We start from the raw sequence: 24740 nt of genomic DNA on the forward strand, positions 1-24740 counted from the left end.
TGGCCCAGCGAGATGACGCCATCGATGACGGGCGCTGCCAGGCTGCGGGTGCAGTGACCCTGCGCCACCGGTCCAGCGGCCTTGGGCGGTCTCGTCATGAAGAGCATGGAACACCCGCTCGAGAGCAGTGCGATGATGAGGACGGCCGGCCCCGCGAAACGACGTTTACCCGACAACGAGTACGAACCCGCTCTGCAGGGCGAGGTGACGGTTCCGGGTTCCGTCGTCATCGATACGGGAGAGGCCGATGCCGTAGATCAGATCGAACGCCAGGGCAATCGAATCGTACAGCCTGACCTCGACGCCCGTCCCGAAGGCCAGTCCGAAGTCGGTGGACGCGAAGTCGGTGCCCGCGTAGTCGACGCATGACGCTTCCGCTCTCGAAGGCAGGAATTCGGTGTAGAACCGATACTCCCCCGATCCGGGTGGAGAAAAGAGCGTCCTCACCGAGATATCGCACGAATGGTTCACGGCCACGTAGGGACCGGCGAGGACGCCGACAGTCAGAAGCCCCCGCTCGGCGTCGGCACTCGCGCGGAAGAGCGCGGACAACTGAAGGTAGTCCAACTCGGCGGTCGCATCGATGAACGCCCGGCCCGCGGCGAGCCACGGCGGCGGGTCCGCACCGCCGCCCTTCTGGGCCAGCCCCACGCCGACGCGCAGATCCACGACGCCGCTGAGGGGGATCCCCACGTCGATTCCCGATACGACTCCGAATCGGGATCCCTCTTCCCCCCGTTCCAGTCGCGGCACGTCCCGGGACAGGGTTGCGGTGCCGATGCCGCCCCGGAGGCCGATGGTCATCTGGCCGGCGAGCGGCGCGGCCGCCAGCGAGGTGAGCAGGATCGCAGCGAGGGATTTCATCAGGGCGGACACGAAGACTCCTTCTACACGGATGCGGTCCGGTCGGGCGCGGCCTCCCCTGTTTGACGACCGACCCGGGAGCGGAGTCACCGCCGAAGGCGTCACGAGCGCAGGCGGAACCGCTGGATCTTTCCGGTGGCCGTCTTCGGTAGCTCCGCGACGAACCGGATCCAGCGCGGGTACATGTAGCGCGGGAGACCTTCCTGGCAATGCGCGACGAGTTCCGCCCGCAGCGCGTCGGCGGCGGATGGCGCGCCCGCCGTCTCTCTGAGCGGCTCCGCCAGCGCGACGTGCGCCTCCGGCTTGACCAGGCCGTGGTCGTCCTCGCGGCCCACGACCGCCGCCTCCAGCACCGAGGGATGTTCCATGAGGCGGGCCTCGATGTCGAAGGGAGAGCACCAGATGCCGCCCACCTTGATCATGTCATCGGCGCGGCCCTGGTAGTGGAACCAGCCCTGTGCGTCGCGCACGTACTGGTCGCCGGTGCGGAGCCAGCCGTCGACGATCGTCCGTCCCTCGAGTTCCGGACGGTTCCAGTAGCCGGGGGTCGTCGAGTCGCCGCGGATCTCCAGCTGTCCCGCCTCGCCGGGCCCCGCCTCGGCGCCGTCATCGCCCGCGATCCGCGCCTCGTAGCCGGGGACGGCGCGGCCCGTGCTCCCCGGCTTCACGTCGCCCGGGGCGTTGGAGATGAAGATGTGGAGCGCCTCGGTGGACCCGATCCCGTCCAGGATCTCGAGCCCCGTCGCCGCCTTCCAGCGGCGGAAGAGGTCCGGCGGCAGCGCCTCGCCGGCCGAAACGCAGAGCCTGAGCGAACTCAGATCGGGACCGCCCCGCCCCGTCCGGCCGTCGCGAGCCGGACCACCGCCCGCCGCGCCGGCCTGGTCCAGCGCCTGCAACTGGGCTGCGTACAGCGTCGGCACCCCGAAGTACGCCGTCGGCCGCAGCGTCTCGATCGTCTCGAACGTCGTCGCGGGCGTCGGCCGCCGCGCGTCGAGGATCGCGGTCCCTCCGACCCACAGCGGGAACGTCATCGCGTTCCCCAGCCCGTACGCGAAGAAGAGCTTGGCCGCGGAATAGCAGCGGTCGTCCTCGCCGAGCCCCAGGATCCCGACGGCGTAGTGCTCACACGTGGCGGGCATGTCGCGGTGGCGGTGCGGCACCCCCTTGGGACGGCCCGTGGTGCCCGAGGAGTAGAGCCAGAACGCGATGTCCTCCGGCCCGGCGGTCGCCGCCTCCAGCTCCGGAGCGGCCGCGTCCAGATCGTCGAGCACTCCGCCCGCCGCCTCGAGCACGAGCCCGCGGGCCCCGGTACGCGCCGCCGCCAGCCCCGGCACGACCTCGGCCGCGAACTCCGGCGAGTAGACGACCGCCCGGCACTCCGAGTCGGCGATGATGAACGCGAGATCCCGCGCCCGCATGAGGTAGCTCACGGGCACGGGCACGATTCCCGCCTTGATCGCCCCCCAGAAGAAATGGAAGAACTCCGGGCAGTCCTTCACGACCATCAGCAGTCGGTCGCCCGGCGCGAGCCTGAGCCCGAGGAGCGCGTTCCCGGCCTGCCCCACGCGCTCGGCCAGTTCCGCGTACGTAACCGTCGCCGCAGCCTGCTCGATGGCGACCTTGCCCCCCCGCCCCTCGGCCACGTGCCGGTCCACATACCAGGACGCCGCGTTGAACCGGCCCCCGTACCGCAGCCGCGCGGGGCAGGTGGAACGGTCGATCGTGAGTTCCGTCTGACTCATGATCGTGAATCTATGGCAGATCGGAGGGTGCTGCGGTCACGGACGCGGCGAAGGCTTCGACGTCGCCGGGGGATGTGAGGCGCACGAACCGGATGTGCGCCCAGCGCGGGTCGGCGACGCATGCGGCCATGTTTCGTCGCTTGCGCCTGTGCTGCGTGATGATCCAGGCGAGGAGCGAGTCGTGCCGCCAGATCAGGAGGTGGCGCCAGAACCACTCCCGGTTCGTCCCCCACACCAGTTCCCCGGACCGCGAGCGCTGCCACGAGCGGCGGAGGAAGCGCCATACGAGCAGCCGCAGCGGCAGGTCGAGCCAGACGACGGTATCGAGGCGCGGCCACAGGATCCGCCGGGAGAACCTCTCATACGAACCCGCGACGACCCAGCGCTCCCCGCGGGTCGCCTCTCGAATCCGGCGCTCGAACCGGTCCGGATCCGTCTGGTTCAGCCCGACCCAGCCCGGCAGCCAGTTGAGCGCGTCCAGTTCCACGAACGGCGCACCCAGCGCCTCCGCCAGCCGCGCCGCAAGCGTGCTCTTCCCCGACCCGCTGTTGCCCATCACCTGGATGCGGCCGCCGATCTCCGCGTCCGGCGCGATTCGGCTCACATGAACTGGGCGGATCATGGTCGGCAGTCTACGGTGGAGCGCGGCGGGCCGCTTGCCGCCCGGTCGGGCCGAGGGGCACAATGGCGGCCGGATGCCGGAGCGGAAGGCCGGCGCCCGATGTCCAACTCCGATATCCAATCCCGGGAGTCATTTCAGATGCGCGACGCAGACCGAATCGATACCTCGCGGCCACGGTGGCCGCTCCGCCACCGAAGGGCCCCGCTTTCGCTGGGCGCGGCGCTTGCGCTCCTGCTGTTCGTCGGCGGCTGCCAGCCGGGCGATACGGGAGCCGGCGCCGAGACCGGCGTTGCAGGCGGTGCGGCGAGCGTCTTCATCGAGGCGGGGGGCGCCTTCCCCGACGGGTGGCCCTTCGCCGCCGAAGACGCGCCCGTGACGGCCACCGAGGGCATGGTCGCCTCGACCGACGAGTACGCGTCGCGCGTCGGCATCGAGATCCTCGCGGCCGGCGGCAACGCGGTCGACGCCGCGGTGGCCACGGGACTGGCGCTCGCCGTCGTGAACCCGGAGGCCGGCAACCTGGGCGGCGGCGGGTTCATGATGATCCGCCTCGCCGACGGCACCGTCTTCGCGCAGGACCACCGGGAGAAGGCGCCCATGGCGGCCACCCGGGACATGTACCTCGACGAGGCCGGGAACGTGACCGACCTTTCCGTCCGAGGCCACCTCGCGGCCGGCGTGCCCGGCACCGTCTCCGGACTGTGGGAGGCGCACCGGCGCTTCGGCGCGCTCGAGTGGACCGACGTCGTGCAGCCGTCGATCGACCTCGCCAACGGGTTCGAGGTCACGACGCGGCTGGTGTCCACGCTCGACGCGGCGCAGGAGGGGATCCGCGCCTTCGAGCACAGCGCGCGCATCTTCCTCCCCGGCGACGCCGTCCCCGGCATCGGCGACACCTTCGCGCAGCCCGATCTCGCCGCCGTCCTCACCCGCCTCCGCGACCAGGGGCCCGACGACTTCTACCGCGGGGAGACGGCCGCCCTGATCGTGGCGGAGATGGAGCGCGGCGGCGGCATCATCACGCTGGAGGACCTCGACCGCTACGAAACGGTGTGGCGCGACCCCGTCGCCTTCGACTACCGCGGCTACACGGTGCATTCGATGCCGCCGCCGTCCTCGGGCGGCCTCACCATGGCCGCGATCGCCAACATGGTCGAGCGCTGGGACCTGGGCGCCATGGGGTGGAACAGCCCCGAGACGATCCACGTCATGGCCGAGTCCTTCCGGCGCGCCTACGCCGACCGCAACGAGTATCTCGCGGACCCGGACTTCATCGAGCTTCCCGCCGACGAGTTCCTCTCGGAGGCGTACGCGGACAGCCGCGCGGCGACGATCTCCACGGAGCGCGCGACCCCCTCCGCCGAGGTCAACCCCGGGATCGACGCCTTCCTCGACGAGAGCCACACGACCCACTACGGCGTCGTCGACGCCGAAGGGAACGCGGTCGCGGTCACGACCAGCATCAACTCGTGGTACGGCGGCAAGGTCGTCGTGGACGGGGCGGGTTTCTTCCTCAACAACACGATGGACGACTTCGCGTCCAAGCCGGGCACCCCGAACCAGTTCGGCCTCGTGCAGGGCGAGCGCAACGCGATCGGCCCCGAAAAGCGCATGCTGTCGGCGATGAGCCCCACGATCGTCGAGGACGCGGCCGGCGACCTCTTCCTCGTCACCGGAACCCCCGGCGGCGCCACGATCATCACGACGGTGCTGCAGTCCATCTTCAACGTCGTCGACCACGGGATGAACGTCGTGCAGGCGGTCCACGCCCCGAGGGTGCACCACCAGCACCTTCCCGACCTCGTGTTCCACGAATACGGGGGAGTGGGGGCGGCCACGGCGAGCGCGCTGGAGGCGCTGGGACACACGGTCCTCGAGCGCGACCCGGGCCCGCCCGACGCCTACTTCACGGGCGGGATGTCGGGCGACCTGCAGCTCATCATGGCGCTGCCGGACGGATCCTGGGCGGCCTGGTCCGACCCCCGCCGCGGCGGGACGGCGCTCGGCCGCTAGCTAGTAGAGGCCGTTAGCTAGTAGAGCCGGATTTCCCGCTCGTTCAGCGGCTGCACGGGGCGCGCGTTCATCGGATAGAGCGCGGCGAAGGCGTCGACCTGCGCCCGTGAAACGGAGATCGACTCCGTCATCACGACCCAGCTCACGACCTCCGAGCAGGGCGGCGTGGTCAGCGAGCCCTGGTAGCGGAAGTAGCCGCGCCCCTCGGGAAGCAGACTGCCGGGATCGAACGCGCCGATGGCGGCGGGCGCCTCGTCGGGGCCGGGGATCGCATCCCAGAGACCCTGGATCGTCGCGTCGGCGCCGCCATCCGCCATGAAGACCCCGATCACGGCGAGGTCTCCCTCCTCCGCCGCGTGCACGAAGTGCACCTCCATCGCGGAGGCCGCCCCGTCGGCGGTGTGTTCGCTCGGCAGGTGGAAATGGAACTGCAGGAGCGAGAACTCCCGGCCTTCGAGGACGATCGAACTCCCCTCCGCCACGTTGACCTGGATGGTGTGGCCGTTGTCCACGACCTCCGCCTCCGTGGCCTGCCACTGGATGTCGAGGCCGCCGCCGTCGGCCGCATCACCCGGAGTTGCGCCCGTCAGATCCACCGGAGACTGCTCGACGCCGGTGTCGCAGACCGCGAAGGACGGGTCGAGCCCGCCCCACCGGTCGGCTGCCAGATCGCCCTCGTACCCCCAGTGGACTTCGCCCTCGCCCATCCCCTCCTCGTGCTCCGCCTCCATCTGCCCCTCCGCCTCCGCGTGATCCTCGCCTTCCGGCCCACAGCCCTGCTGCGCCCCGATGAGCAAGAGCAGCACCAAGCCGACAAATGTCGTGGGAATACGTGTCGCCGCTTGCATCGCTTCCTCCATTGGGCGCGAGGGACTGGACCTGATCCCCGCGAATCTGCCCGCCCCCGCCGGCCCGTCAAGAGTACCGCCGCACCTGACGGGGTCTTGCCGGGGGGTGACGCGGGGACCGTATCATCTTCCAGTTCATCGCCCACAGAACGGAGTCGACACCATGTCCCAGGTATCGGTCCCCCGGCGCCGAAGAGCGTCCCGCGCGTTGATCCCCCTGACGGCGCGGTTTCTCGCGCCCGCGGCGCTGTTTCTCCTGCCCACGGTGGCGCATGCCCAGGATCGGGACGTGCGGGTCACGGTGTCGGAGGGGACGAACATGGCGGCGGCGGTCTCCCCGGACGGGAGCCGGATGGTGCTCGACCTCCAGGGGACGCTGTGGGTGATGGACGCCGGGGGCGGCGAGGCGCGCGCGATCACGGACATGTACTACGACGCGCGGCAGCCGCAGTGGGCGCCGGACGGGAGCCGGATCGTCTTCCAGTCGTTTCGGGACGGGCGCTGGCACATCTGGTCGATCGCGCCCGACGGGACCGGTCCGGTGCAACACACCTTCGGTCCCTACGACGAGCGGGAGCCGGCCTACTCCCCCGATGGCGGCGCGATCGTCTTCGCGTCGGACCGTTCCGGCAACTACGACATCTGGACGCTCGACATCTCGGGCGGGCCCGGCGATGGCCGAATCCAGCGGGTGACGGACGCGCCCACGCACGAGTTCACGCCGCAGTGGTCGCCGGATGGCGAATCCCTGGCCTACGCCTCGGACCGCGGCCTCGGGGCGATCATCGTCCGCGAGAGCGGCGGCTCGACCCGGGTCGTGGCGCGGAGCGCGGGCGCGATTTCGCCGGCGTGGAGCCCGGACGGAAGCCGGATCGCGTACTCGGCCGTCGTCCAGGGCCAGACCGGCCTCTGGGTGGCCGACGCCGGCGTGGCGGGAGGCGGGGACGCTGCCACGCCGACGCGCCTCACCGAAGACGGGGCGGACGTCTTCCCCTTCCGTCCCATGTGGATGGGAGAGATCGCCTACACCGGCGACGGCCGCATCCGGCGCGTGTCGGCGGACGGCGCGCCGGGGGCGGACATCCCCTTCGAGGCCACGTTCGCGTTTACGCGGCGCGACTACGAGCGCGCGCGGCGTTCGTTCGAGGCGGGAGGACCGGAGCCCGTGCAGGGGATCGTCGCCCCGGCGGTCTCCCCCGACGGTCGCCGCATCGCCTTCACCGCCCTCGGCGACCTGTGGCTACTCGACATCGCGGCGGACGGGGCGGAAGCCGCGGGCGGCGCGACGCCGCGGCGGCTCACGGACGACCCCTTCGTCGACCTGATGCCGGCGTGGTCGCGCGACGGCTCGCGGCTTGCCTACGCCTCGGACCGGGCGGGCTCGCTCGACATCTGGGTGCGCGACATGGCCACCGGCACCGAGACGCGCGCCACCACCGAGCCGGGCGGCGAGGTGGGCCCCGTGTTCTCCCCCGCCGGGGACCGGGTCGTCTTCACCTCGGTCATGGGACTGCAGGCCGCCGTGCAGGCCGTGGACCTCGCGACGGGCGAACTCACCACGATCCGCAACGATCTCTTCGCCCCCAGCCGGCCGTCGTTCTCCCCGGACGGGCGGACGATCGCGATGTCCGTCCTCTCCCAGTACTCGTCGCGCTTCCGGGAGGGGCGGAACGAGATCCTCCTGCAGCCGCTGGACGGGGGCGAGACGCGCCGGGTCACGGCGGCCGATCACGAGAACATGGGTGTGCGGGCGCTCGACGGGCCGGTGTGGTCGCCGGACGGGCGGCGCATGGCGTACGCCAGCGAGGGCGTGCTGTGGATGGTCGAGGTCGACGCGGAGGGCGCGCCCAGCGGGCCGCCGGTACGTCTCTCCAACCACCACGCGGACGCGATCTCGTGGACGGGCGACTCACGGTCCATCGTCTATCAGTCGACGCGCGGCCTTCGCCGCTACCACCTCGACGACGGCCGCTCGGAGGAGATTCCGCTGCGGCTGGAGTGGCAACGCCCCCTGCGCGAGGGTGCCGTGCTCGTACGCGCGGCGCGCGTGTGGGACGGCGTCTCAGACGACATCTCCCGCGACATGGACCTCATCATCGAAGGCAACCGGATCGTCTCCGTCGTCCCGCGCAGCGACGCGAACCTCGCCGCGGTCCTCGACGCGGGGGGCGAGGTCGTGGACGCGGGCGACCACACCGTCCTTCCCGGCCTCGTCGACATGCACTCGCACATGGGCTACGGGATGGGCGAGGCGCTGGGCCGCGCCTTTCTCGCCTACGGGGTGACGACGATCCGCGATCCCACCTCCGACCCGTACGAGGTCGCCGAGCGCCGGGAGTCCATCGACTCGGGCCGCCGCATCGGACCGCGGGAGTTCGCCACCGGCCGCACGATGGACGGCAACCGGATCTACTACTCGGGCGCCGGCTCCCTCGGCCCCAACGGGAACCTCGAGCTGGAGCTGGACCGTGCCGAGCACGTGGGCTATTCCCTCATCAAGACCTACGTCCGCATGCCGGACCTCATCCAGCGCCGCATCATCGAGTTCGCGCACGGGATCGGGATTCCGGTGGCGAGTCACGAGATCTATCCCGCCGTCGCGCACGGCCAGGACCACGTCGAACACATCTCGGGCACGAGCCGCCGCGGCTATTCGCCGAAGGTGACGGCGATGTACCGGACGTACGACGATGCGATCCAGCTCCTTACCGCCTCCGGCATGACGATCACGCCGACCATGGCGCTCATGGGGGGCTGGTGGAAGTCCGTCGGCGAAGACCCGTCGTGGATGACCGACGCCCGCTTCGAGGCCGTGTTCCCCGAGGGGATGGCCGAGGCCATGACCGCACGCGCCCTCACGAGGGGCCGGGCCGGCGGCATCGACGAACTGCTCGCCGACGCCGGCCGTACCGTCACGCGCGTCGTGCGCGGCGGAGGCAAGGTAGTGGCGGGCACGGACTCCCCCATCATCCCCTACGGCGCCGCCCTCATCGCGGAGGTCGAGAACTACGTCTGGGGTGGCCTCACCGAGGTCGAAGCCCTGCGCACGGCCACATCGGTCGCCGCCGAGGCGCTCGCGATGGAAGGAGAGATCGGAACGCTGTCCGCCGGAGCCCTCGCGGACATCCTCATCGTCGAGGGCAACCCGCTGGAGGACATCGAGGACCTGCGCCGCGCCCGCATCGTCATCAAGGACGGCGAGATCTTCCACCTCGAGGACCTGTTGGAGCCTCCCCGCGTGCTCGTGCCCTGAGCGCGCGGGGGACGCTCCGCCGGGTTACCGGGGAAGACCCCTTCAGCCTCCGATCGGGAACACGAACCCGGCCTGAAGCGCCAGGTGCCGCGTCCTGATGGTCTGCATTGACGTGTCATCGATGTTCACGAGTCCCAGCGAGTAGATCAGATCGACACCCAGCCGCAGAGCGTCGGAGATCGCCAGTTCCACTCCGGCGCCCGCCGCGATGCCGAAGTCGGTTGGTTTCGTCGCAGCGTCGCACGACCCGGATTCACTCAGCGATCCCAGTTCGCCAAGATCGACATCCAGGCTCGCGTCGCAGAAAAGGAGGGAAGCCGCCCACGGGCCCAGCAACAGACCGACGGACGCTCCGCGGTCTCGCGGCGTTCCGATTCGCAGGAGCGCCGATGCCTGTACCCAGTTCGCCTCGATGCGGGCCGAGCCCGCGATGCCTTCCGACGGGAGGTCCGCGGACTGGACCGTACCCTTTTGCGCATACGTTCCGCCGATCCGAAGCTCGACCCCGTTTCCGACCGGAAACGCGAAGTCGAGGCCCGCGACCACACCCCGCCGCCCGTCCTGATCCGAGGTATCCTCCACATCCGTGGAGATGGTGGCCTGGCTCAGCCCGCCACGAAATCCGATCGTCGTTTGCCCCATCAGCGGGACGGCGATCAGGAGGGGAGCGAGTGACGTGACGACTCTGCGTAGCATTGGAGCCCCTTTCGTAGCGAAGTGATCGTCCCTGTACCCGTCAGTCAGCGGGATGACGAGCGGAGACCGCGGCAAGTCACTCCGCCCGGCGCCGGCGCGATGGCCCCTCGTTTCAGAGAGCGCCCGTCAGGATGAACAGCACGGCGACGCCGCTCAGCACCCAGATCACGCGGTCGCTGCGCTGGAGGAGGACGTGCTTGTTGAGGACCGCTCCGATCGGGGCGGCGAAGGCGTAGGTGGCGAAGAATGTCTGGAAGTAGTCCATCATCAGGGAACCGGGGTCGAAACCTCCAGGGCCGCCAATGCCCGCCTCGATGAGATCGAAGACCGTGAAGATGATCGTGAACCAGACGCCGAACTGCAGGTAGAGCTTGGCCTCGGCCCGCCGCCGCTTGCGGAGGATGGCGAACATCGCCAATACCTGGCGGAAGGCGAGCGACAGCGCCCCGCCGGGATCGTTCGTGTAGTAGAACAGCCGCAGCCGGTGCGCCCAGCGGTCGAACCCCCGCAGGATGGGCAGGTTGGAGAGGGCGGTCCAGCGGGTTCCCAACAGGGTGATCGCGATGAGCGCGAGCACGGCGATGATCGGCTCGTAGACGCCGAACCCGCGCGCGAAGGCGCCCATGGACCCGCCCGCCAGCATCATCACGACGGAGTCGGCCACCCGGCGGACGCGCGTCCGCCGCTTGGCGGCCCAGTGCGGCTCCGGAGGGAGCGTCTCCCCCTTGGCGGGCATGAAGGCGAGCTGACGGGGCGCCAGTCCCAGGAACTGCCGCCGCGCCTGATCTTCGTTGAACTTCCGCACCATTCGCGGGATCAGAAGGACGTCCACGAGCCACCACAGCCCCCCACCGCCGAGGGTGAGGAGCATGAGGAAGCCGGTTCCGGGACGGTCGAGGTAGAAGCGGTGGCCGCCGAAGATTCCCGTCAGGAGCCACAGCGGATAGGCGATGCCTTCGCGCTTCGGCCGGTAGCTGTAGAGCTGGTCGAGCACCGCGCGGGAGAAGTCGAGGTCGCCCCTCCCGGGCACCTGCGGCGGGCCGTGATGCAATGCGGAGATCCCGAAGAAGGTGTCGTCGGAAGTCCCGGCGGCGGGGTCTCGTCGCTTCGGCATCGGAGGACGGGGGGCGCGGCGGCGAGCGGCGGCGCTAGAAGGCCACGGGCTCCTTGAAGCGGCCGTACACCTTCTCCAGCACGATCCGGATCTCGCCCAGCGTCGCGTAGGCCCGCACGGCGTCGAGCAGCGGCGGCAGCAGGTTCTCGTCCTCGCGGGCGGCCCGCCCCAGCGTCTCGAGCGCGCGCTCGACCGCGCCGGAATCGCGGCGCGCGCGGAGATCGGCCAGACGCGCCTCCTGCTTCGCGGCCGCCTCCTCCCCGATCCTCAGAATCTCGATCGGAGGCTCCTCCGCATCCTCGAACCGGTTCACGCCCACGATCGTCTGCGTCCCCTTCTCCACCTCGTCCTGGAACCGGCGGGCGGACGCCGCGATCTGCGCCTGGAAGTAGCCGGACTCGATCCCGTACACGACCCCGCCGATGTCGTCGATCTCGCGGAAGATCTCCTCCGCCTCGGCCTCGAGTTCGTCCGTCAGCGACTCGACGAAGTAGGAGCCCGCGAGGGGATCGATCGTGTTCGGGACGCCGGTCTCGTAGGCGAGGATCTGCTGCGTGCGGAGAGCGATCTTCGCCGCTTCCTCCGTGGGGAGCGCGAGCGTCTCGTCCATCGCGTTCGTGTGCAGCGACTGCGTGCCGCCGAGCGCCGCCGCCATCGCCTGGTACGCGACCCGCACAATGTTGTTGTGCGGCTGCTGCGCCGTGAGGGAGACGCCGGCCGTCTGGGCGTGCGTCCGCAGCCTCAGGCTCCGGGGATCCCGGGCCCCGTACACGTCGCGCATGTGCCGGGCCCAGATGCGGCGGCCCGCCCGGAACTTCGCGATCTCCTCGAAGAAGTCGTTGTGCACGTCCCAGAAGAAGGAGAGCCGCGGGGCGAAGCTGTCGACGTCGAGCCCGCGTTCGATGCCGCGCTCAACGTAGGTGAAGCCGTTCTTGAGCGTGTAGGCGAGTTCCTGCGCCGCGGTCGCCCCCGCCTCGCGGATGTGGTAGCCGGAGATGGAGATGGTGTTGAAGCGCGGCGCCGCATCCGCCGACCACTCGAAGATGTCGGCGATGATCTTGAGCGCGGGCTCGGGCGGGAAGATCCACGCGTGCTGGGCCTGGTATTCCTTGAGGATGTCGTTCTGGATCGTCCCCCGGACCCGGTCGAGCGGCACCCCCTGGTTCTCCGCCGTCACCAGGAGGAAGGCGTACAGCATGAGCGCGGGCCCGTTGATCGTCATCGACACGGAGACCTTGTCGAGCGGGATCCCGTCGAAGAGCGTCTCCATGTCGGCGAGGCTCGAGATCGCGACGCCGCACTTCCCCACTTCTCCCTCGGAGCGGCGGTCGTCGGAGTCGTACCCCATGAGGGTGGGGAAGTCGAACGCGACGGAAAGCCCCGTCTGTCCGCGTCGGAGGAGGTACTTGTAGCGCTCGTTCGTCTCGTGCGCGGTGGCGAAGCCGGAGAAGAGCCGCATCGTCCACAGCTTCGTGCGGTACATCGAATGATACGGGCCGCGCGTGAACGGGAACTCGCCCGGCGTGCCGAGCCGGTCCAGGTATCCCCCCGGGCCGGTGTCGCCGGCGTCGAGGGGGGTGTAGAGCGGCTTGATCTCGCGCCCGGAGATGCTCCGGAAGCTGGTGTCGTCGCGCTGCGGCGCCTGACGGAAGACCGCCTCCCAAAGCTCGAGTTGATCGCTCAGCGCGCCGTGCTTGCTCATGCCCCGTCCTGTATCGTCCGGCCCACGCCGCGGCCTCCGTGCCGCGCGCTACCGGCTCCCAAAGTAGGGAACGGACGTTCCCGCGGGAACGTGCCCGTGCAGACCACACCAGGCCGCGAACGCCTGAGAGAGGCAAGATGATGCGCAGACGATGGATCCTTCCGGCCCTCGGGATGGGGTCGCTCTTCGCGATGGCGGCCGGGTGCGCGCACGCGCAACGGGGCCCGCTCGTGGCGGACCGGCCGGACTTCACGGAGGCGGCCGCGACGGTGGGGCGCGGCGTGGTCCAGCTCGAGTTCGGCTACACCTACGAGCACGACCGGCCCGAGGGCAGCCGCGGCGGGGTGTGGACGCACTCGCTGGGCGAGCCTCTCCTGCGAATCGGGGTGCTCGGCGAGAGCCTCGAACTTCGGCTGGGCCTGAGCCCCGTGTCGGTGGGCGCGGGGGCGGACGGGCGCAGCTTCACCGAGACCGGAATGGAAGACCTTTACCTGGGCACAAAGCTGTTGCTGGCCGAACAGGAGGGGCTGCGGCCCGCGCTGGCGATCCTTCCCCAGGTGACGGTCCCCACGGGGGGCGACGCGTTCACGAGCGACCGCACGCTGCCGGGCGTGAACTTCATCTACGGCTGGGACCTCTCGGAGACCGTCGCGCTGTCGGGCAGCACGCAAATGAATCGGGCTTTGAGCGAGGCCGGCGGCGGAGGGCCCCGGGGGGGAGAGGAGGAATACGCGGAGTGGGCGCAGTCGGCCGTGGCCGGGTTCTCCGTGGGCGCGCGGGCCGGGGTCTACGCCGAGTGGTTCGCCTTCTTCCACGCGGAACCGGAGGGGACCCGCGCGGAGCACTACGCGAACGGCGGCTTCACCTGGAGCTTCAGCGACGACCTTCAGTGGGACGTCCGCGCCGGCGTGGGATTGAACGAGTCCGCCGCGGACTTCTTCGCGGGGACGGGGCTCGTCGTCAGGTTCCCCTGAGCGTCTCCCTGAACTCTTCGTACAGCCGGCGCGCGATCGCGTAGGGGGAAGCCCCGGAATCCAGCGTCTCGGGGGCGGCCCGGCGCCAGATCCGTTGCGCGTCGCGTTGTGAGCGGCGGAGGAGCGCGTCGTGCGCGCGGCGGAGGCGGGCGGCCCGGCGGTGCGCCTCGAGCTTTCCCGTCGACCGGAGCCAGTCGAAGTGCCGGTCCAGGTGCGCCGCGAACTCCTCGACCCCCCGGGCCTCCGGCGCAACCGTCTGCGTGATCGGCATGCGCCAGGCTTCGTCGGCGCCGTCGGGGCCACCCGCGCCGTCGCCGGATCCGCCCGCGCCGCCCCCCGAGCCGCCCGCGGGGCGGTTCGCGAAGCGGATCGACATGATGACCGCGATCTCCTTCTCCAGCCGGTCGGCGCCGGGCCGGTCCGACTTGTTGATGACGAAGAGATCCGCCACCTCCATGAGCCCGGCCTTCATCGCCTGCACCCCATCTCCCGACTCCGGGACGAGGACGACGGCGGTCGTGTCGGCGGAGATGGCGATGTCGAGTTCCGCCTGGCCCACGCCGAGCGTCTCCAGGATCACGCGGTCGTAACCGGCGGCGTCCATGAGATCGGCGGCTTCCCGCGTCGCGGTCGCGAGACCGCCGAGCGACCCGCGGCTCGCCATCGAGCGGATGAACACGCCGGGCTCCGTGGAGAGCTCTCCCATGCGGATGCGGTCGCCGAGCAGGGCCCCGCCCGTGAACGGACTCGTCGGGTCCACCGCCACGATCCCGACCTTGAGAGACTGCTCGAGGTAATGCCGCGTAAGTGCCGCCGTGAGCGTCGACTTGCCGGCGCCGGGCGGCCCCGTGATGCCGATGCGCCGCGCGCGTCCGGTGCGCCCGTCCAGCCGGTCGAGAAGCGCCTCGAATCCGTCGCTCTCGTTCTCGACGTGCGAGATCCCCCGGGCCAGCGCCAGCGGCTCGCCGCCCGCGATGCGGTCAGCGAGCCCCCCCGGATCGAACGCGGGACTCACGCCGCGGCTCCCGCGCGCCCCGCCCTCACAGGAGGAACCGGGTCGCGAGCCCCAGCAGCAGGACGAACCCGAACAGGTCCGTGAAGGTCGTGACGAAGACCGACGAAGCGACCGCCGGATCCACGCCGAACCGCTCGAGCAGGATCGGGAAGAACGCGCCCAGCGCGGAGGCGACGGCGAGGTTCCCCCACATCGCGATCATCACGACGAGTCCGAAGATGGCCTCGGTGTTCGGGAGCAGCAGCGAGACGAGCGCCACGAGCAGCCCGATCGCGAGCCCGTTCACGAGGCCCACGACGAGTTCCTTGACGACGGCGGACCAGCGCTCTTCAGGCAGTTCGTCGGCGAGCGCGATGCGGCGGATCGTAACCGCCAGCGCCTGCGTGCCCGCGTTTCCGCCCAGTCCCGCGATCACCGGCATCACGGCCGCGAGAATCGCCAACTGTTCGATCGTGTCCCGGTACAGCCACACCGCGACCGCGGCGACCGACAGCGTGAGCGTGTTCACCGCGAGCCACGGCAGCCGGCTCCGGATCGCGCCGAGCGTCGTCCCGCGCAACTGCTCCTCGTCCGACACCGCGGCGAAGCGCAGGATGTCCTCGGTGACCTCCGCCTCGACGACATCGATCACGTCGTCGAAGGTGATCTGCCCCACCAGCCGCCCCTCGTCGTCGATGACCCCGATCGCGGCGAGGTTGTAGCGGGACAGGATCCTCCCCACTTCCTCCTGGTCGAGATCCACCGAGACCACGGCCGGGGGTTCCTCGAGCAGGTCGGAGATCCGCGTCTCCGGCGCCGCGAGCACGAGATCCCGCAGCGTGACGACACCGCGCAGCCGCCCCCGCCGCCCGACGACGAACACCGTGTAGAGGTCCTCGGTCTCCTCCGCCTGCGCCCGCAGCTCCTCGATCGCCGCGGCCGCCGTCGCCTCCGAGTCCACCGCGCACAGCTCGCGGGTCATGATCCCGCCCGCCGACTCCTCCGGATACTCGAGCAGTTCCCGTATCTCCTGCTCTTCCTCGTCCGGCACCGACTCGAAGACGCGGGCCTGCTCCGCCGGGTCGAGTTCGCCGATGAGGTCGGCCGCGTCGTCGTCCGCGAGTTCCTCGACGATTTCGGCGATCCGCTCCGGCTCCATGCTCGCGAGCAGCTCGCCCGGCTTCTCCTCCTCCTCCATCTCGGCGAGGGCGTCCGAGGCGAGGGCGGCCGGAATGAGTTCGAGGAGGGCCATGCGCTCGGCCTCCTCGACGTGCTCGAGCACGTCCGCCATGTCGCTCGGATGCAGCGGTTCCACGAACGCGAGAAGCGCGTCCATGTCGCCCGCCTCGAGGCGGACGCGGATCTCCTCGATCAGGAGCCGGAGCTGCTCTTCCGGATTCTCGTGCATGCTCGCTCGGGAGCCGGCCCGCGCGGAGGCGGACAATTCGCGGATCAGGGCCTTCGGGAAGACCGCGGAAGACGGGGAATGCTACGCGCGGCCACGGAACTCGGCCAGCAGCCGCGCCAGCACCCGTTCCTGGAGTTCGAACATCGGAGAGGCATAGCGCGCCTCGCCTTCCGGATGGTCGTGTCCGAGCAGATGGAGGATGCCGTGGATGAGGAGGCGCAGGATTTCCTCGCCCGGATCGAGCCCCAGCTCGCCGGCCGAGGCCTCGGCCGCTTCCGGGGAGATGTAGATGTCGCCAACGAGCGGGTCCTCGCCGAGCCCGAACGCGAGCACGTCCGTGAGGTCATCGACCCCGTGGTAGTCCCGGTTCAGGGCGCGCATGGATTCAGCTGGGAGAAAGGTGACGGAAAGCTCGGCGCTCTCGCCCGCGGCATCGCCCGCGCCGGCTTCCCCGGCCTGTCCCGCGCGCCCCGCGGCGAGGGCGGCCCGTGCGGCCTTCGTCAACTCCGCCTCGGAGGGACCGCGCCAGGCTTCCTTCTCGCCGGAGGGGAAGTCGATGCGGATCGCGAACGACACGGATTCGGTCAATCCGTGCGCCCGCTGGCGACTCCTTCCGGCTCGGCGGCCGGCTCCGGGTCCGAATCCGGGAGCGAATCCAGGGCGGGGATGGGGCCGGTGTCGCCCTGCGCGGCCTGCTCGAGGTCGATCGGCTCCGACGCGCCCTCCTCCCCCGCGGTCGCCGCCGCCTCCACGCCGCTCGTCTCCGGCCCCTCCCCGGCTGGCGTCTCACCGGGACCGCCGGGCGTCTCGCCGGGCGCCGTCGGTTGCGGATAGTCGATGCGGTGGTGATAGAGCCCGGTGAGGACGTGGGCGAACTCCCGTTTGACGATGCGGAGGTCGCGGTACGTCAGCGGGCAGTCGTCGAGTTCACCGTAGTCGATGCGGTCCTGCACGAGGCGGTCGATGAGAGCCCGGATGCGCTCGGGACTCGGGTTCGAGAGGACGCGCGACGCCGCCTCCACGGCATCCGCCAGCATCGCCACGCCCGTTTCCTTGCTCTGCGGCTTCGGGCCGGGGTAGGCGAAGTCGCTCGGGTCCACTTCCGCGACGCCTTCCCGGGCGCGGGCCTTCTCGAGGAAGTAGCGGATGAGCTGCGTCCCGTGGTGCTCGCGAATGAAGTCCTTCACGACCTCGGGCAGACGCGCTTCCTCCGCCATCACCAGCCCGTGGCGCACGTGGTCGCGCAGGATCTCGGCGCTCTGCCACGGCGTGAGACGGTCGTGCGGGTTCAGCCCGCGCGGCTGGTTCTCGATGAAATACTGCGGACGCTCGAGCTTCCCGATGTCGTGATAGTAGACCCCCACGCGGCCCTGCACGGAGTCGGCCCCGATCGCCTCGCACGCCGCCTCGACGAGGTTCGCCACGTTGATCGAGTGGGCGTAGGTGCCGGGCGCCTCGCGCGCCAGCCGCCTCAGGAGCGGCCGGTTCATGTCGGAGAGCTCGAGCAGCGACGCCTCCGTCGTCCGTCCCGTGAAGGCCTCGAGCAGCGGGAGGCCGACGCCGACGCCGAGTCCCGTGCACACGGTGGCGTTGAGAAGCCCGAGCGCCGCGGTCGTTCCCATCTCGCCCAGCGCGTAGTGGCCCGTGAGGACGAGCAGGAGGCCGGCCCCCACGTATGCCGCGGTGATCAGCGCGACGAGGACCCAGCTCTGCGAACGCGTGCGGATCGTGTGGAACGCGAAGGCCGCCGTGACCCCGCCCGCCACGGTCACCATGGGGGCCGCGAGTCCCGAGAAGTACGGCTGGCCCATGAGGATTCCCGTGATCGTCGAGACGACGACGAGGCCCAGGAGGCTGTCGAACAGCGCCGCGGCGAGGAAGCCGGCCAGCGCGACCGGCACGAGCGCGGGCGAACCCTCCACGGCGGCCACCGCGCCGGCCGCCGCCATCACGATGACGACGAGCCCGAGCAGGACGGTGAAGCTGGGGAGATCCTCGTAGATGTCGCGGCGAAAGCTGAACGTCGCGAAGACGAGAATCCCGAGCATGCTCATGACGAGGAGGATCATGCCCACGTTGCGGAGGAAGTCCGATGTCGTGCGCGTCCCGCCCCGCTCCAGGATCTGGGCCTGATAGGCGAGGAGCCTGCGGTATTCGTCGTCCGTCACCACCGTGTTCTCGGTGATGAGACGCTCTCCCTCGAGCACGAAGCCTTCGACCTGGGGGATCGCGGCCCGGGCCTGCTCCCGCGCCTGCCGGGTCGCGTCCTGGTCGATGCGCAGCGTCGGCTGCGCCATGAGGACGAGTTGCTGGAAGAGCGCCGCGCCCCCCGGCGGCAGCCGGTCTCCCACCCCCTCCCGGGCCGCCAGGGTGAAGTCGTCTAGGCGGACGAGATCCGCGACGGCGCGCACGCGGTCGTCGCCGGAAGGTCCCTCGCGCGCGACGACGTTCGCGGCGCTGATGTCCGCGAGTTCGCTCCCTCGGATCACGCCCTCGCGCAGTCCCTCGAAGGCCGTCTCGAGTTCGTCGCGCAGCCCGGCGCGCGACGCCCCGTCGAGGAGGTATTCCACCTGGAGCGAGTCGATCACCCCCCCGGCCGAGAGGTCGATCCCGATCCCGCCCGCGACCCGCCGGACCTCGTCCCGGACGAGCGCGGCGCCGGCCGCGGCCGGGAGTCCGTCCTCGTCGACTCGCGCTTCCGCCGCGGGGATGACGGAATCGAGCCGTGCGATGAAGGCATTCACGCGCTCGACGCTGCTGTCCGCGCGCGCGGGCTCGAAGCGCAGCCTCGGCGTCACGCCGGCCTCCGCATCGTCCTGCTGCTCGAGGAGGCGGTCCGGGTCCTTGGGCACGTCGAAATCGAAGTCGGCGTTGATCGTCTGCCGGGCGACGCTGCCGGGGTCGATGCCGTCGAACCCGCTCGGCGTGCTCTGCGGGAACATCAGGGGAACGGCGAGGGCGATGACGGTGACCATCCCGGCCCGGAATCCGTGGTGGACCCACGCGTCCCGACGGCCGCCGACCGGCGGCCGGTTCACGGGGCGCAGGTAGTCTCGGACGCGGCCGAAGAAACTCAACGCTCGGACTCCCGGTACGCGCGGATGATCTCCTTCACGAGTCGGTGCCGGACGACATCCGCGTCATCCAGATAAACGAAGTCGATCCCGACCACGTCGCGCAAGACTTCCTCGATCTCCAGGAGTCCCGAATCCTCGGGGCGCGGGAGGTCGATCTGCGTCTTGTCCCCCGTGATCACGGTCTTGGAGTTCAGCCCGAGCCGGGTGAGGAACATCTTCATCTGGGCGGTCGTCGCGTTCTGCGCCTCGTCGAGAATCAGGAACGCGTCGGAGAGCGTCCGGCCGCGCATGTAGGCGAGCGGGGCGACCTCGATCACGCGGTCCTCGATCGCGCGGCGGACGCGGTCGTGCGGCATCATGTCCTCGAGCGCGTCGTAGAGCGGGCGCAGGTAGGGGTCGACCTTCTCGCGGATGTCGCCGGGCAGGAAGCCGAGCGCCTCGCCGGCCTCGACCGCGGGCCGCGTGAGGATGATGCGGCGGATCCGCTTTCGGTTGAGCGCCTCCACCGCCGCGGCGACGGCGAGATAGGTCTTTCCGGTGCCGGCCGGGCCGATGCCGACGACGATGTCCCGCTCGCGCATCGCGGCCAGGTACTTGTCCTGTCCCGGGGACTTGGGCCGGATCGCACGCCCCGCCCCCGCCAGCGCGACTTCTCCCTGGCCGGAGCCCCGGGCATCGGCGGACTTCCGCGAGCCGCCTCCGTCGTCGGGGGGGGCTTCGAGAAGACGCTCGACATCCACCGCATCGAAGGGGCGCCGCAGCCGCGCGTAGCGGATCATGCGCCGCGCGGTGGGGGAGGCGCGATCGACGTCGGCTTCCGGACCCGAGAGGATCATCTCGTCGCGCCGGAGGACGACGCGGATGTCGCAGTGGCGGGCCAGCGTCGTGAGGTTCGAGTCGTTCACGCCGGCCAGCAGCTGCTGGTCGGCCCCCTCGATGGAGAGGCGCCGCTCCGTCGCTACGCTCAAGTCCCGCTCCTCCCGGTCCCTCCAGTCTCGTCGGCCTCGCCGGACTTGCCGGCGCCGCCGGTCACGGAGATCCCGAGTTCCTCCAGTTCAGCCTGGGTCACCGACGATGGCGACCGTTCGAGCAGACCTCTGGCCGCGGCGGTCTTCGGGAACGCGATGACGTCCCGAATCGACGCGCAACCGGCCATCTCGGCCACCACGCGGTCCATGCCGACCGCGAACCCCCCGTGCGGCGGGACGCCGTAGCGGAACGCCTCGAGCAGGAAGCCGAAGCGCGCCTCGACCTCCTCGGGCGTGAGCCCCGTCGCCTCGAGGATGACACGCTGAACCTCGGGAAGGTGGCAACGGATGCTCCCGCTGGCGAACTCGATCCCGTTGTAGACAATGTCGTACGCGATCGCGTTCACGGAGAGCGGGTCTTGGCGCAGACGCGCGGGGTCGGGGTCCGCCGGCATCGTGAAGGCGTGCTGCGCCGGAACGGGAAGGCCGGTGTCGGGATCCTGGTGATAGAGGGGGAACTCCGTGATCCAGAGCCACTCCTCCCCGTTCTCGTCCACGGCGCCGAGTTCACGGGCCGCCGCGCGCCGCAGCCGGTCGAGGGCCGGCGAACTCTCCGCATCGCGCCCGGCGACGAGGAAGATGAGATCGCCCTCCCCCACCCCGAACTCCGTCTCGAGCGCGCGCGCGACGTCCTCGTCCACGACCTTCGCCGGCGGACCGGACCAGCCGTCCGCGGTGCGCTTCAGCCACAGGGCGCCCTTCGCGCCGGCCTCCTGCGCGAGCTTGTCGTAGTGCGCGATGCGCGAGCGGGAGAGCGCCGCGCCGCCCGGAAGGACGAGCCCCCGGACGCGTCCGCCGGCGCGCACGGCGCCGTCGAAGATGCCGAAGCCGATGCCGGTGAGCGCGTCCGTGAAATCCCGGATCTCCCAGGGGATGCGGAGGTCCGGCTTGTCCGTGCCGTAGCGCTCCATCGCCTCGGCGTGGGGCAGGCGCCGGAAGGGCACGGAGAGGTCCCGCTCGAGCCCGTCCCGCCAGACGCGCGCGAACATCTTCTCCGCGGCGCGGAAGACGTCGTCCTGCTCGACGAACGCCATCTCCACGTCGATCTGGGTGAACTCGGGCTGGCGGTCCGCCCGCAGGTCCTCGTCGCGGAGACACTTCGCGATCTGGAAGTAGCGGTCGAAGCCGCCGCACATGAGAAGCTGCTTGTAGAGCTGCGGCGACTGCGGGAGGGCGAAGAACCGGCCCTGCCGGACCCGGCTGGGGACGAGATAGTCCCGCGCCCCCTCCGGCGTCTGCCGCGTGAGGAGCGGGGTCTCGATCTCGACGAACCCCTGCTCGGTGAGCGAGGCGCGCACCGCGTTCGTCGCCACGTGACGGAGCCTCAGGTTGCGCTGCATCTCGGGGCGGCGCAGGTCGAGGATCCGGTGCTTGAGGCGAAGCTCCTCCGAGGGCAGCTCTTCGTCCGGGGGCTGATAGACGAGGATCGGGAGCGGGTCGGAGACGGACACCCGCCGAAGACTCGACACGCGGATCTCGATTTCGCCCGTGAGCATCTCCGGGTTGGGCTCGGGGCGCGGCGCGACGATGCCCGTCGCCTGCACGACGTCCTCCGGATTCAGCTCCGTCACGAGTTGCAGGCCGGGGGCGTCAGACCACTCCGGGCCGAAGGAGAGCTGGAGCAGGCCGGTCCGGTCGCGCAGGTCGACGAAGAAGAGTCCTCCGAGGTCGCGACGGCGGTGTACCCACCCGATGACCCTGACTTCGCGTCCGGACCACGAGGCCTCGACCTGCCCGCAGCCGGCGTCGCGCAAGGCGGTCTCGAGGGAGGCCGGCTCACGCCGTTCGGTCGGTAGCGATAGTTTGGTCAGGGGAACTCGCGGCGTAAGGGAATCGGCTCGGAATCGGTTCTGCGAAGTGCGGAACGCCGCGAAAGATAGCCGATTTTCGGCGATGCCAGCAAGAAGCGGGAGACCGGAAAGCGGGGGATGACGGAAAGCACACGAGCGGAACTGCTCGCGGAGCCGGGAGACGGCGGACGGGAGCGGCTGGCGGCGTTCTTCGCGGCGCGCGGAGAGCCGGCCTACCGGGCGCGGCAGGTCGAGGAGTGGGTCTGGGCGCAGGGGGCGCGCGCCTTCGACGAGATGACGAACCTCCCCGCCGGCCTCCGGGAAGCGCTGGACGCGGCCTTTTCCCTCACTCCGATCGAACCGGACTACGTCGCCCGCTCGAGGGACGGGACGGTGAAGCACCTGTGGCGGCTCGAGGACGGCGAGCGGGTGGAGTCCGTGCTCATCCCGACGCGCGACCGCCTCACCCTCTGTCTTTCGTCGCAGGCCGGGTGCGCGCTCGCGTGCCGCTTCTGCGCCACCGGCGACTTCGGGTTCCGGCGCCAGTTGAGGGCGGCGGAGATCGTGGCGCAGTACCGCGACTCCCTGCGCGTCGCGCGAGAGGAGATGGGGCGGCCGGCGTCCAGCCCGATCTCCAACGTGGTGTACATGGGGATGGGAGAACCTCTGGCGAACCTCGACGGGGTTATCGGATCGCTTGCCTCCCTGCACGGGGGGTTCGGTCTCGGGGCGCGGCGGATCACGGTGTCGACGGTGGGACTCATCCCGGGGATCCTGGAACTCGCCCGGCGCCCGGAGCCGTTCGAACTCGCCGTCTCGCTGCACGCGCCGTCCCACGAACTGCGGCTGCAACTGATGCCGATCGAGAAGCGCTACCCGCTGCCGGAGCTGTTCGACGCCCTGCGCACGTATCAGGGCTACAAGAACCGGCGCATCAGCTTCGAGTACACGCTCATCCGGGGGGTGAACGACGATCCGGCGCTGGCGGAACCGCTGGCGAAGCTGGCGCGGGGGCTCATCTGCTTCGTGAATCTCATCCCCTTCAACCCCATCCCCTCGCGTCCGGAGTGGGGTCCGAGTTCCGCCGAGGGGATCGCGCGCTTTTCGGAGGCGCTCGCGGTGCGCGGGGTGGGCAACGCGGTGAGAAGGCCGCGGGGCCGTGACATCGCCGCCGCGTGCGGGCAACTGCGCCTGTCGCGGGAGAGCTAGCGTCCAGGGAGAGCTGGCGTCGCGGGGCTGCTAGTCCTTGCCGAGGTTCCCGAGCAGGCCGGCCCAGTCGCTCCCCACCACCACGCTCGCATCGAGGAAGAGTTCGGGATCGAGGGCGATGGCCAGCGAGTCCGCGCTCAGCTCGCGGGCGACGGCCAGCGCGGCCCCGAGGCGGCCCGATCGATCGAGCACGTGCGTGATCTCATGGTCGAAATGGTCGGCGTTGCCGGTCGCGACGACGTCGAAACCGAGGAGCCGGAGTCGGTCGGCGAACTGACGCGCGAGCCCTCTCTCTCCGGCCCCGTTGAGGACTTCGACCTTGATCCGGTTCGTCAGGTCCTCCCGTCCGGGAATCTCTCCCGTCGCGGAACCCGTCGCCGCGGGATCACCTTCCGCCGTGCCCGCCGCGGTCGCGGTCGGTACCGATCCGGTCCCGGCCAGAATGGCGAGTCGTACGACCTTCCATTCCTCCCAGAAGAGACCGATGAAGGCGCCGGCCCCGATGAGAACCGCCGTCGTGATCAGTCCCCGGAATGCGGAAGCCACTCGCTGGAATGAACCCTGCCGCCTGCGATAGGGGGCACGACCCTCGGGACCTCGTCGCGTCTCCCGCCTGGACCGTCGTCTGGACCTCGAAAGCACTTTGTCGCCTCCCGTCGTCCTCCCATCCACCCATCGACCGTGCTCGGCCGCCGCCCTGCCTCACACCCATCCTGCGTCCTGCCACCCCCGGCAACCTAATCAACCATTTCGCGATTTGCGAAAAACCTGCCCTCAGCGCGGCGCGGTGATCGCCTCCCAGAACCCGGCGGTCGCGGCGGAAACGGGGATCAGGCAGTCGATGAGGATGCCGATCTTCGCGGTCGCGACCTCGACGAGGACGGTGTGCCACTCGTCCGGCATGCGGCGGCGCAGGCCGGCGCGCTCCCGGCCCGCGGCCAGGCGGCCCGGCTCCAGGAAATCGGCCATGTAGAGGGCCTGTCCAAGGGCGCCGAGATCCCGGTGTCCGGTGGTGTGAAAGGCGATGGCTCGCAGGAACGGCTCGTCATCCACGCCGGCCGCGCGCAGCCGGTTCGCGCACGCCGGACCGTGGAGGAGCGCGTCGGGCCACTCGTCCGCGCCGTTGACGAGGGGTCGCAGGACTGCCGCGCCTTCCTCCTTGAGAGCGTCGTGCAGAAGGCCCGCCGCGCGCCAGCGGATCCGCGTCCTCGTGTCGTGCCCGAGGGCGTCCGCCCAGTCCCACAGCAACTGGCCGACCCGCCCGGCGTGACGGATGCGCGCGGGGCTCATCACGGCCCAGTCGGGGAGGCGTTCCTCGGTGCCGACTGCGTGGATGATGGGGTGAAGCTTGTCCACGTGAGGTTCGTCTCGATTGCGGAGTTTGTCGGGATCGCGCGGGGCACCGA

At 70.5% G+C, this 24740-nt stretch carries 19 protein-coding genes; 4 read left to right on the plus strand and 15 right to left on the minus strand.

Translation table 11 applies throughout. From position 1 onward, the window contains the following. Positions 1–165: 165 nt before the first annotated feature. From RN901_RS09995 to RN901_RS10005, 3 genes are all read right to left on the minus strand, one after another. Complete coding sequence (locus tag RN901_RS09995; RefSeq protein ID WP_310758131.1) at positions 166–876, minus strand: outer membrane beta-barrel protein; 711 nt, start codon at positions 874–876, stop codon at positions 166–168. Positions 877–965: 89 nt separating this feature from the next. Further along, positions 966–2606, minus strand: a complete 1641-nt coding sequence (locus RN901_RS10000; RefSeq protein WP_310758132.1) for a benzoate-CoA ligase family protein — start codon at positions 2604–2606, stop codon at positions 966–968. Positions 2607–2616: 10 nt separating this feature from the next. Then, a complete protein-coding gene (locus RN901_RS10005; RefSeq protein ID WP_310758133.1) occupies positions 2617–3228 on the minus strand; it encodes an AAA family ATPase in 612 nt (203 codons plus the stop codon). A gap of 138 nt (positions 3229–3366) precedes the next feature. On the opposite strand from RN901_RS10005, the gene ggt reads away from it, so the two are divergent. Beyond that, on the plus strand, positions 3367–5241 hold the full coding sequence (ggt, locus tag RN901_RS10010) for a gamma-glutamyltransferase (RefSeq protein ID WP_310758134.1): 1875 nt from the start codon (positions 3367–3369) through the stop codon (positions 5239–5241). 17 nt (positions 5242–5258) lie between these two features. On the opposite strand, the gene RN901_RS10015 is transcribed toward ggt, so the two are convergent. After that, the gene (locus RN901_RS10015) at positions 5259–6089 is read right to left on the minus strand and encodes a carbonic anhydrase family protein (RefSeq protein WP_310758135.1); all 831 of its coding nucleotides are present in this window, start codon (positions 6087–6089) and stop codon (positions 5259–5261) included. Positions 6090–6252: 163 nt separating this feature from the next. On the opposite strand from RN901_RS10015, the gene RN901_RS10020 reads away from it, so the two are divergent. Further along, the gene (locus tag RN901_RS10020; RefSeq protein WP_310758136.1) at positions 6253–9342 is read left to right on the plus strand and encodes an amidohydrolase family protein; all 3090 of its coding nucleotides are present in this window, start codon (positions 6253–6255) and stop codon (positions 9340–9342) included. Between the two features lie 42 nt (positions 9343–9384). On the opposite strand, the gene RN901_RS10025 is transcribed toward RN901_RS10020, so the two are convergent. The 3 genes from RN901_RS10025 to RN901_RS10035 form a co-directional block, all read right to left on the minus strand. Then, positions 9385–10038, minus strand: coding sequence for an outer membrane beta-barrel protein (locus RN901_RS10025; protein ID WP_310758137.1), 654 nt, complete (start codon positions 10036–10038; stop codon positions 9385–9387). 112 nt (positions 10039–10150) lie between these two features. Continuing rightward, positions 10151–11152, minus strand: a complete 1002-nt coding sequence (locus RN901_RS10030; protein ID WP_310758138.1) for a TM2 domain-containing protein — start codon at positions 11150–11152, stop codon at positions 10151–10153. Between the two features lie 34 nt (positions 11153–11186). Beyond that, entirely contained in the window at positions 11187–12854 is a 1668-nt protein-coding gene (locus RN901_RS10035; protein WP_310758139.1) for a methylmalonyl-CoA mutase family protein, read from the minus strand. Between the two features lie 137 nt (positions 12855–12991). Here RN901_RS10035 and RN901_RS10040 point away from each other — a divergent pair, with 137 nt between their 5' ends. Next, a complete protein-coding gene (locus tag RN901_RS10040) occupies positions 12992–13828 on the plus strand; it encodes a transporter (RefSeq protein WP_310758140.1) in 837 nt (278 codons plus the stop codon). Here the strand turns inward: RN901_RS10040 and meaB are convergent. The 6 genes from meaB to aspS all read right to left on the minus strand — a co-directional run bounded on the left by meaB (position 13815) and on the right by aspS (position 22089). Beyond that, complete coding sequence (gene meaB / locus RN901_RS10045; RefSeq protein WP_310758141.1) at positions 13815–14843, minus strand: methylmalonyl Co-A mutase-associated GTPase MeaB; 1029 nt, start codon at positions 14841–14843, stop codon at positions 13815–13817. The genes RN901_RS10040 and meaB overlap by 14 nt on opposite strands. 25 nt (positions 14844–14868) lie before the next feature. After that, a complete protein-coding gene (mgtE, locus tag RN901_RS10050; RefSeq protein WP_310758142.1) occupies positions 14869–16230 on the minus strand; it encodes a magnesium transporter in 1362 nt (453 codons plus the stop codon). A gap of 81 nt (positions 16231–16311) precedes the next feature. Next, positions 16312–16818, minus strand: coding sequence for an rRNA maturation RNase YbeY (gene ybeY / locus RN901_RS10055; RefSeq protein WP_310758143.1), 507 nt, complete (start codon positions 16816–16818; stop codon positions 16312–16314). After that, the gene (locus tag RN901_RS10060) at positions 16815–19307 is read right to left on the minus strand and encodes an HDIG domain-containing metalloprotein (protein WP_310758144.1); all 2493 of its coding nucleotides are present in this window, start codon (positions 19305–19307) and stop codon (positions 16815–16817) included. Before RN901_RS10060 ends, ybeY begins: the two co-directional genes overlap by 4 nt. Then, a complete protein-coding gene (locus RN901_RS10065; protein ID WP_310758145.1) occupies positions 19304–20275 on the minus strand; it encodes a PhoH family protein in 972 nt (323 codons plus the stop codon). The genes RN901_RS10060 and RN901_RS10065 overlap by 4 nt, the downstream gene beginning before the upstream one ends. Then, a complete protein-coding gene (gene aspS, locus RN901_RS10070) occupies positions 20272–22089 on the minus strand; it encodes an aspartate--tRNA ligase (protein ID WP_310758146.1) in 1818 nt (605 codons plus the stop codon). The genes RN901_RS10065 and aspS overlap by 4 nt, the downstream gene beginning before the upstream one ends. Positions 22090–22263: 174 nt before the next feature. On the opposite strand from aspS, the gene rlmN reads away from it, so the two are divergent. Beyond that, entirely contained in the window at positions 22264–23334 is a 1071-nt protein-coding gene (gene rlmN / locus RN901_RS10075) for a 23S rRNA (adenine(2503)-C(2))-methyltransferase RlmN (protein WP_310758147.1), read from the plus strand. A gap of 30 nt (positions 23335–23364) precedes the next feature. On the opposite strand, the gene RN901_RS10080 is transcribed toward rlmN, so the two are convergent. Together RN901_RS10080 and RN901_RS10085 are read right to left on the minus strand one after the other, a co-directional pair. Beyond that, positions 23365–23880: a LytR C-terminal domain-containing protein gene (locus RN901_RS10080; protein ID WP_310758148.1), complete on the minus strand. Its 516-nt coding sequence runs from the start codon at positions 23878–23880 to the stop codon at positions 23365–23367. Positions 23881–24108: 228 nt separating this feature from the next. Continuing rightward, the gene (locus tag RN901_RS10085) at positions 24109–24690 is read right to left on the minus strand and encodes an HD domain-containing protein (protein ID WP_310758149.1); all 582 of its coding nucleotides are present in this window, start codon (positions 24688–24690) and stop codon (positions 24109–24111) included. Between the last annotated feature and the right edge of the window lie 50 nt (positions 24691–24740).

The sequence above is a fragment of the Candidatus Palauibacter soopunensis genome, from assembly GCF_947581735.1.
In the GTDB taxonomy this organism is placed as follows: domain Bacteria; phylum Gemmatimonadota; class Gemmatimonadetes; order Palauibacterales; family Palauibacteraceae; genus Palauibacter; species Palauibacter soopunensis.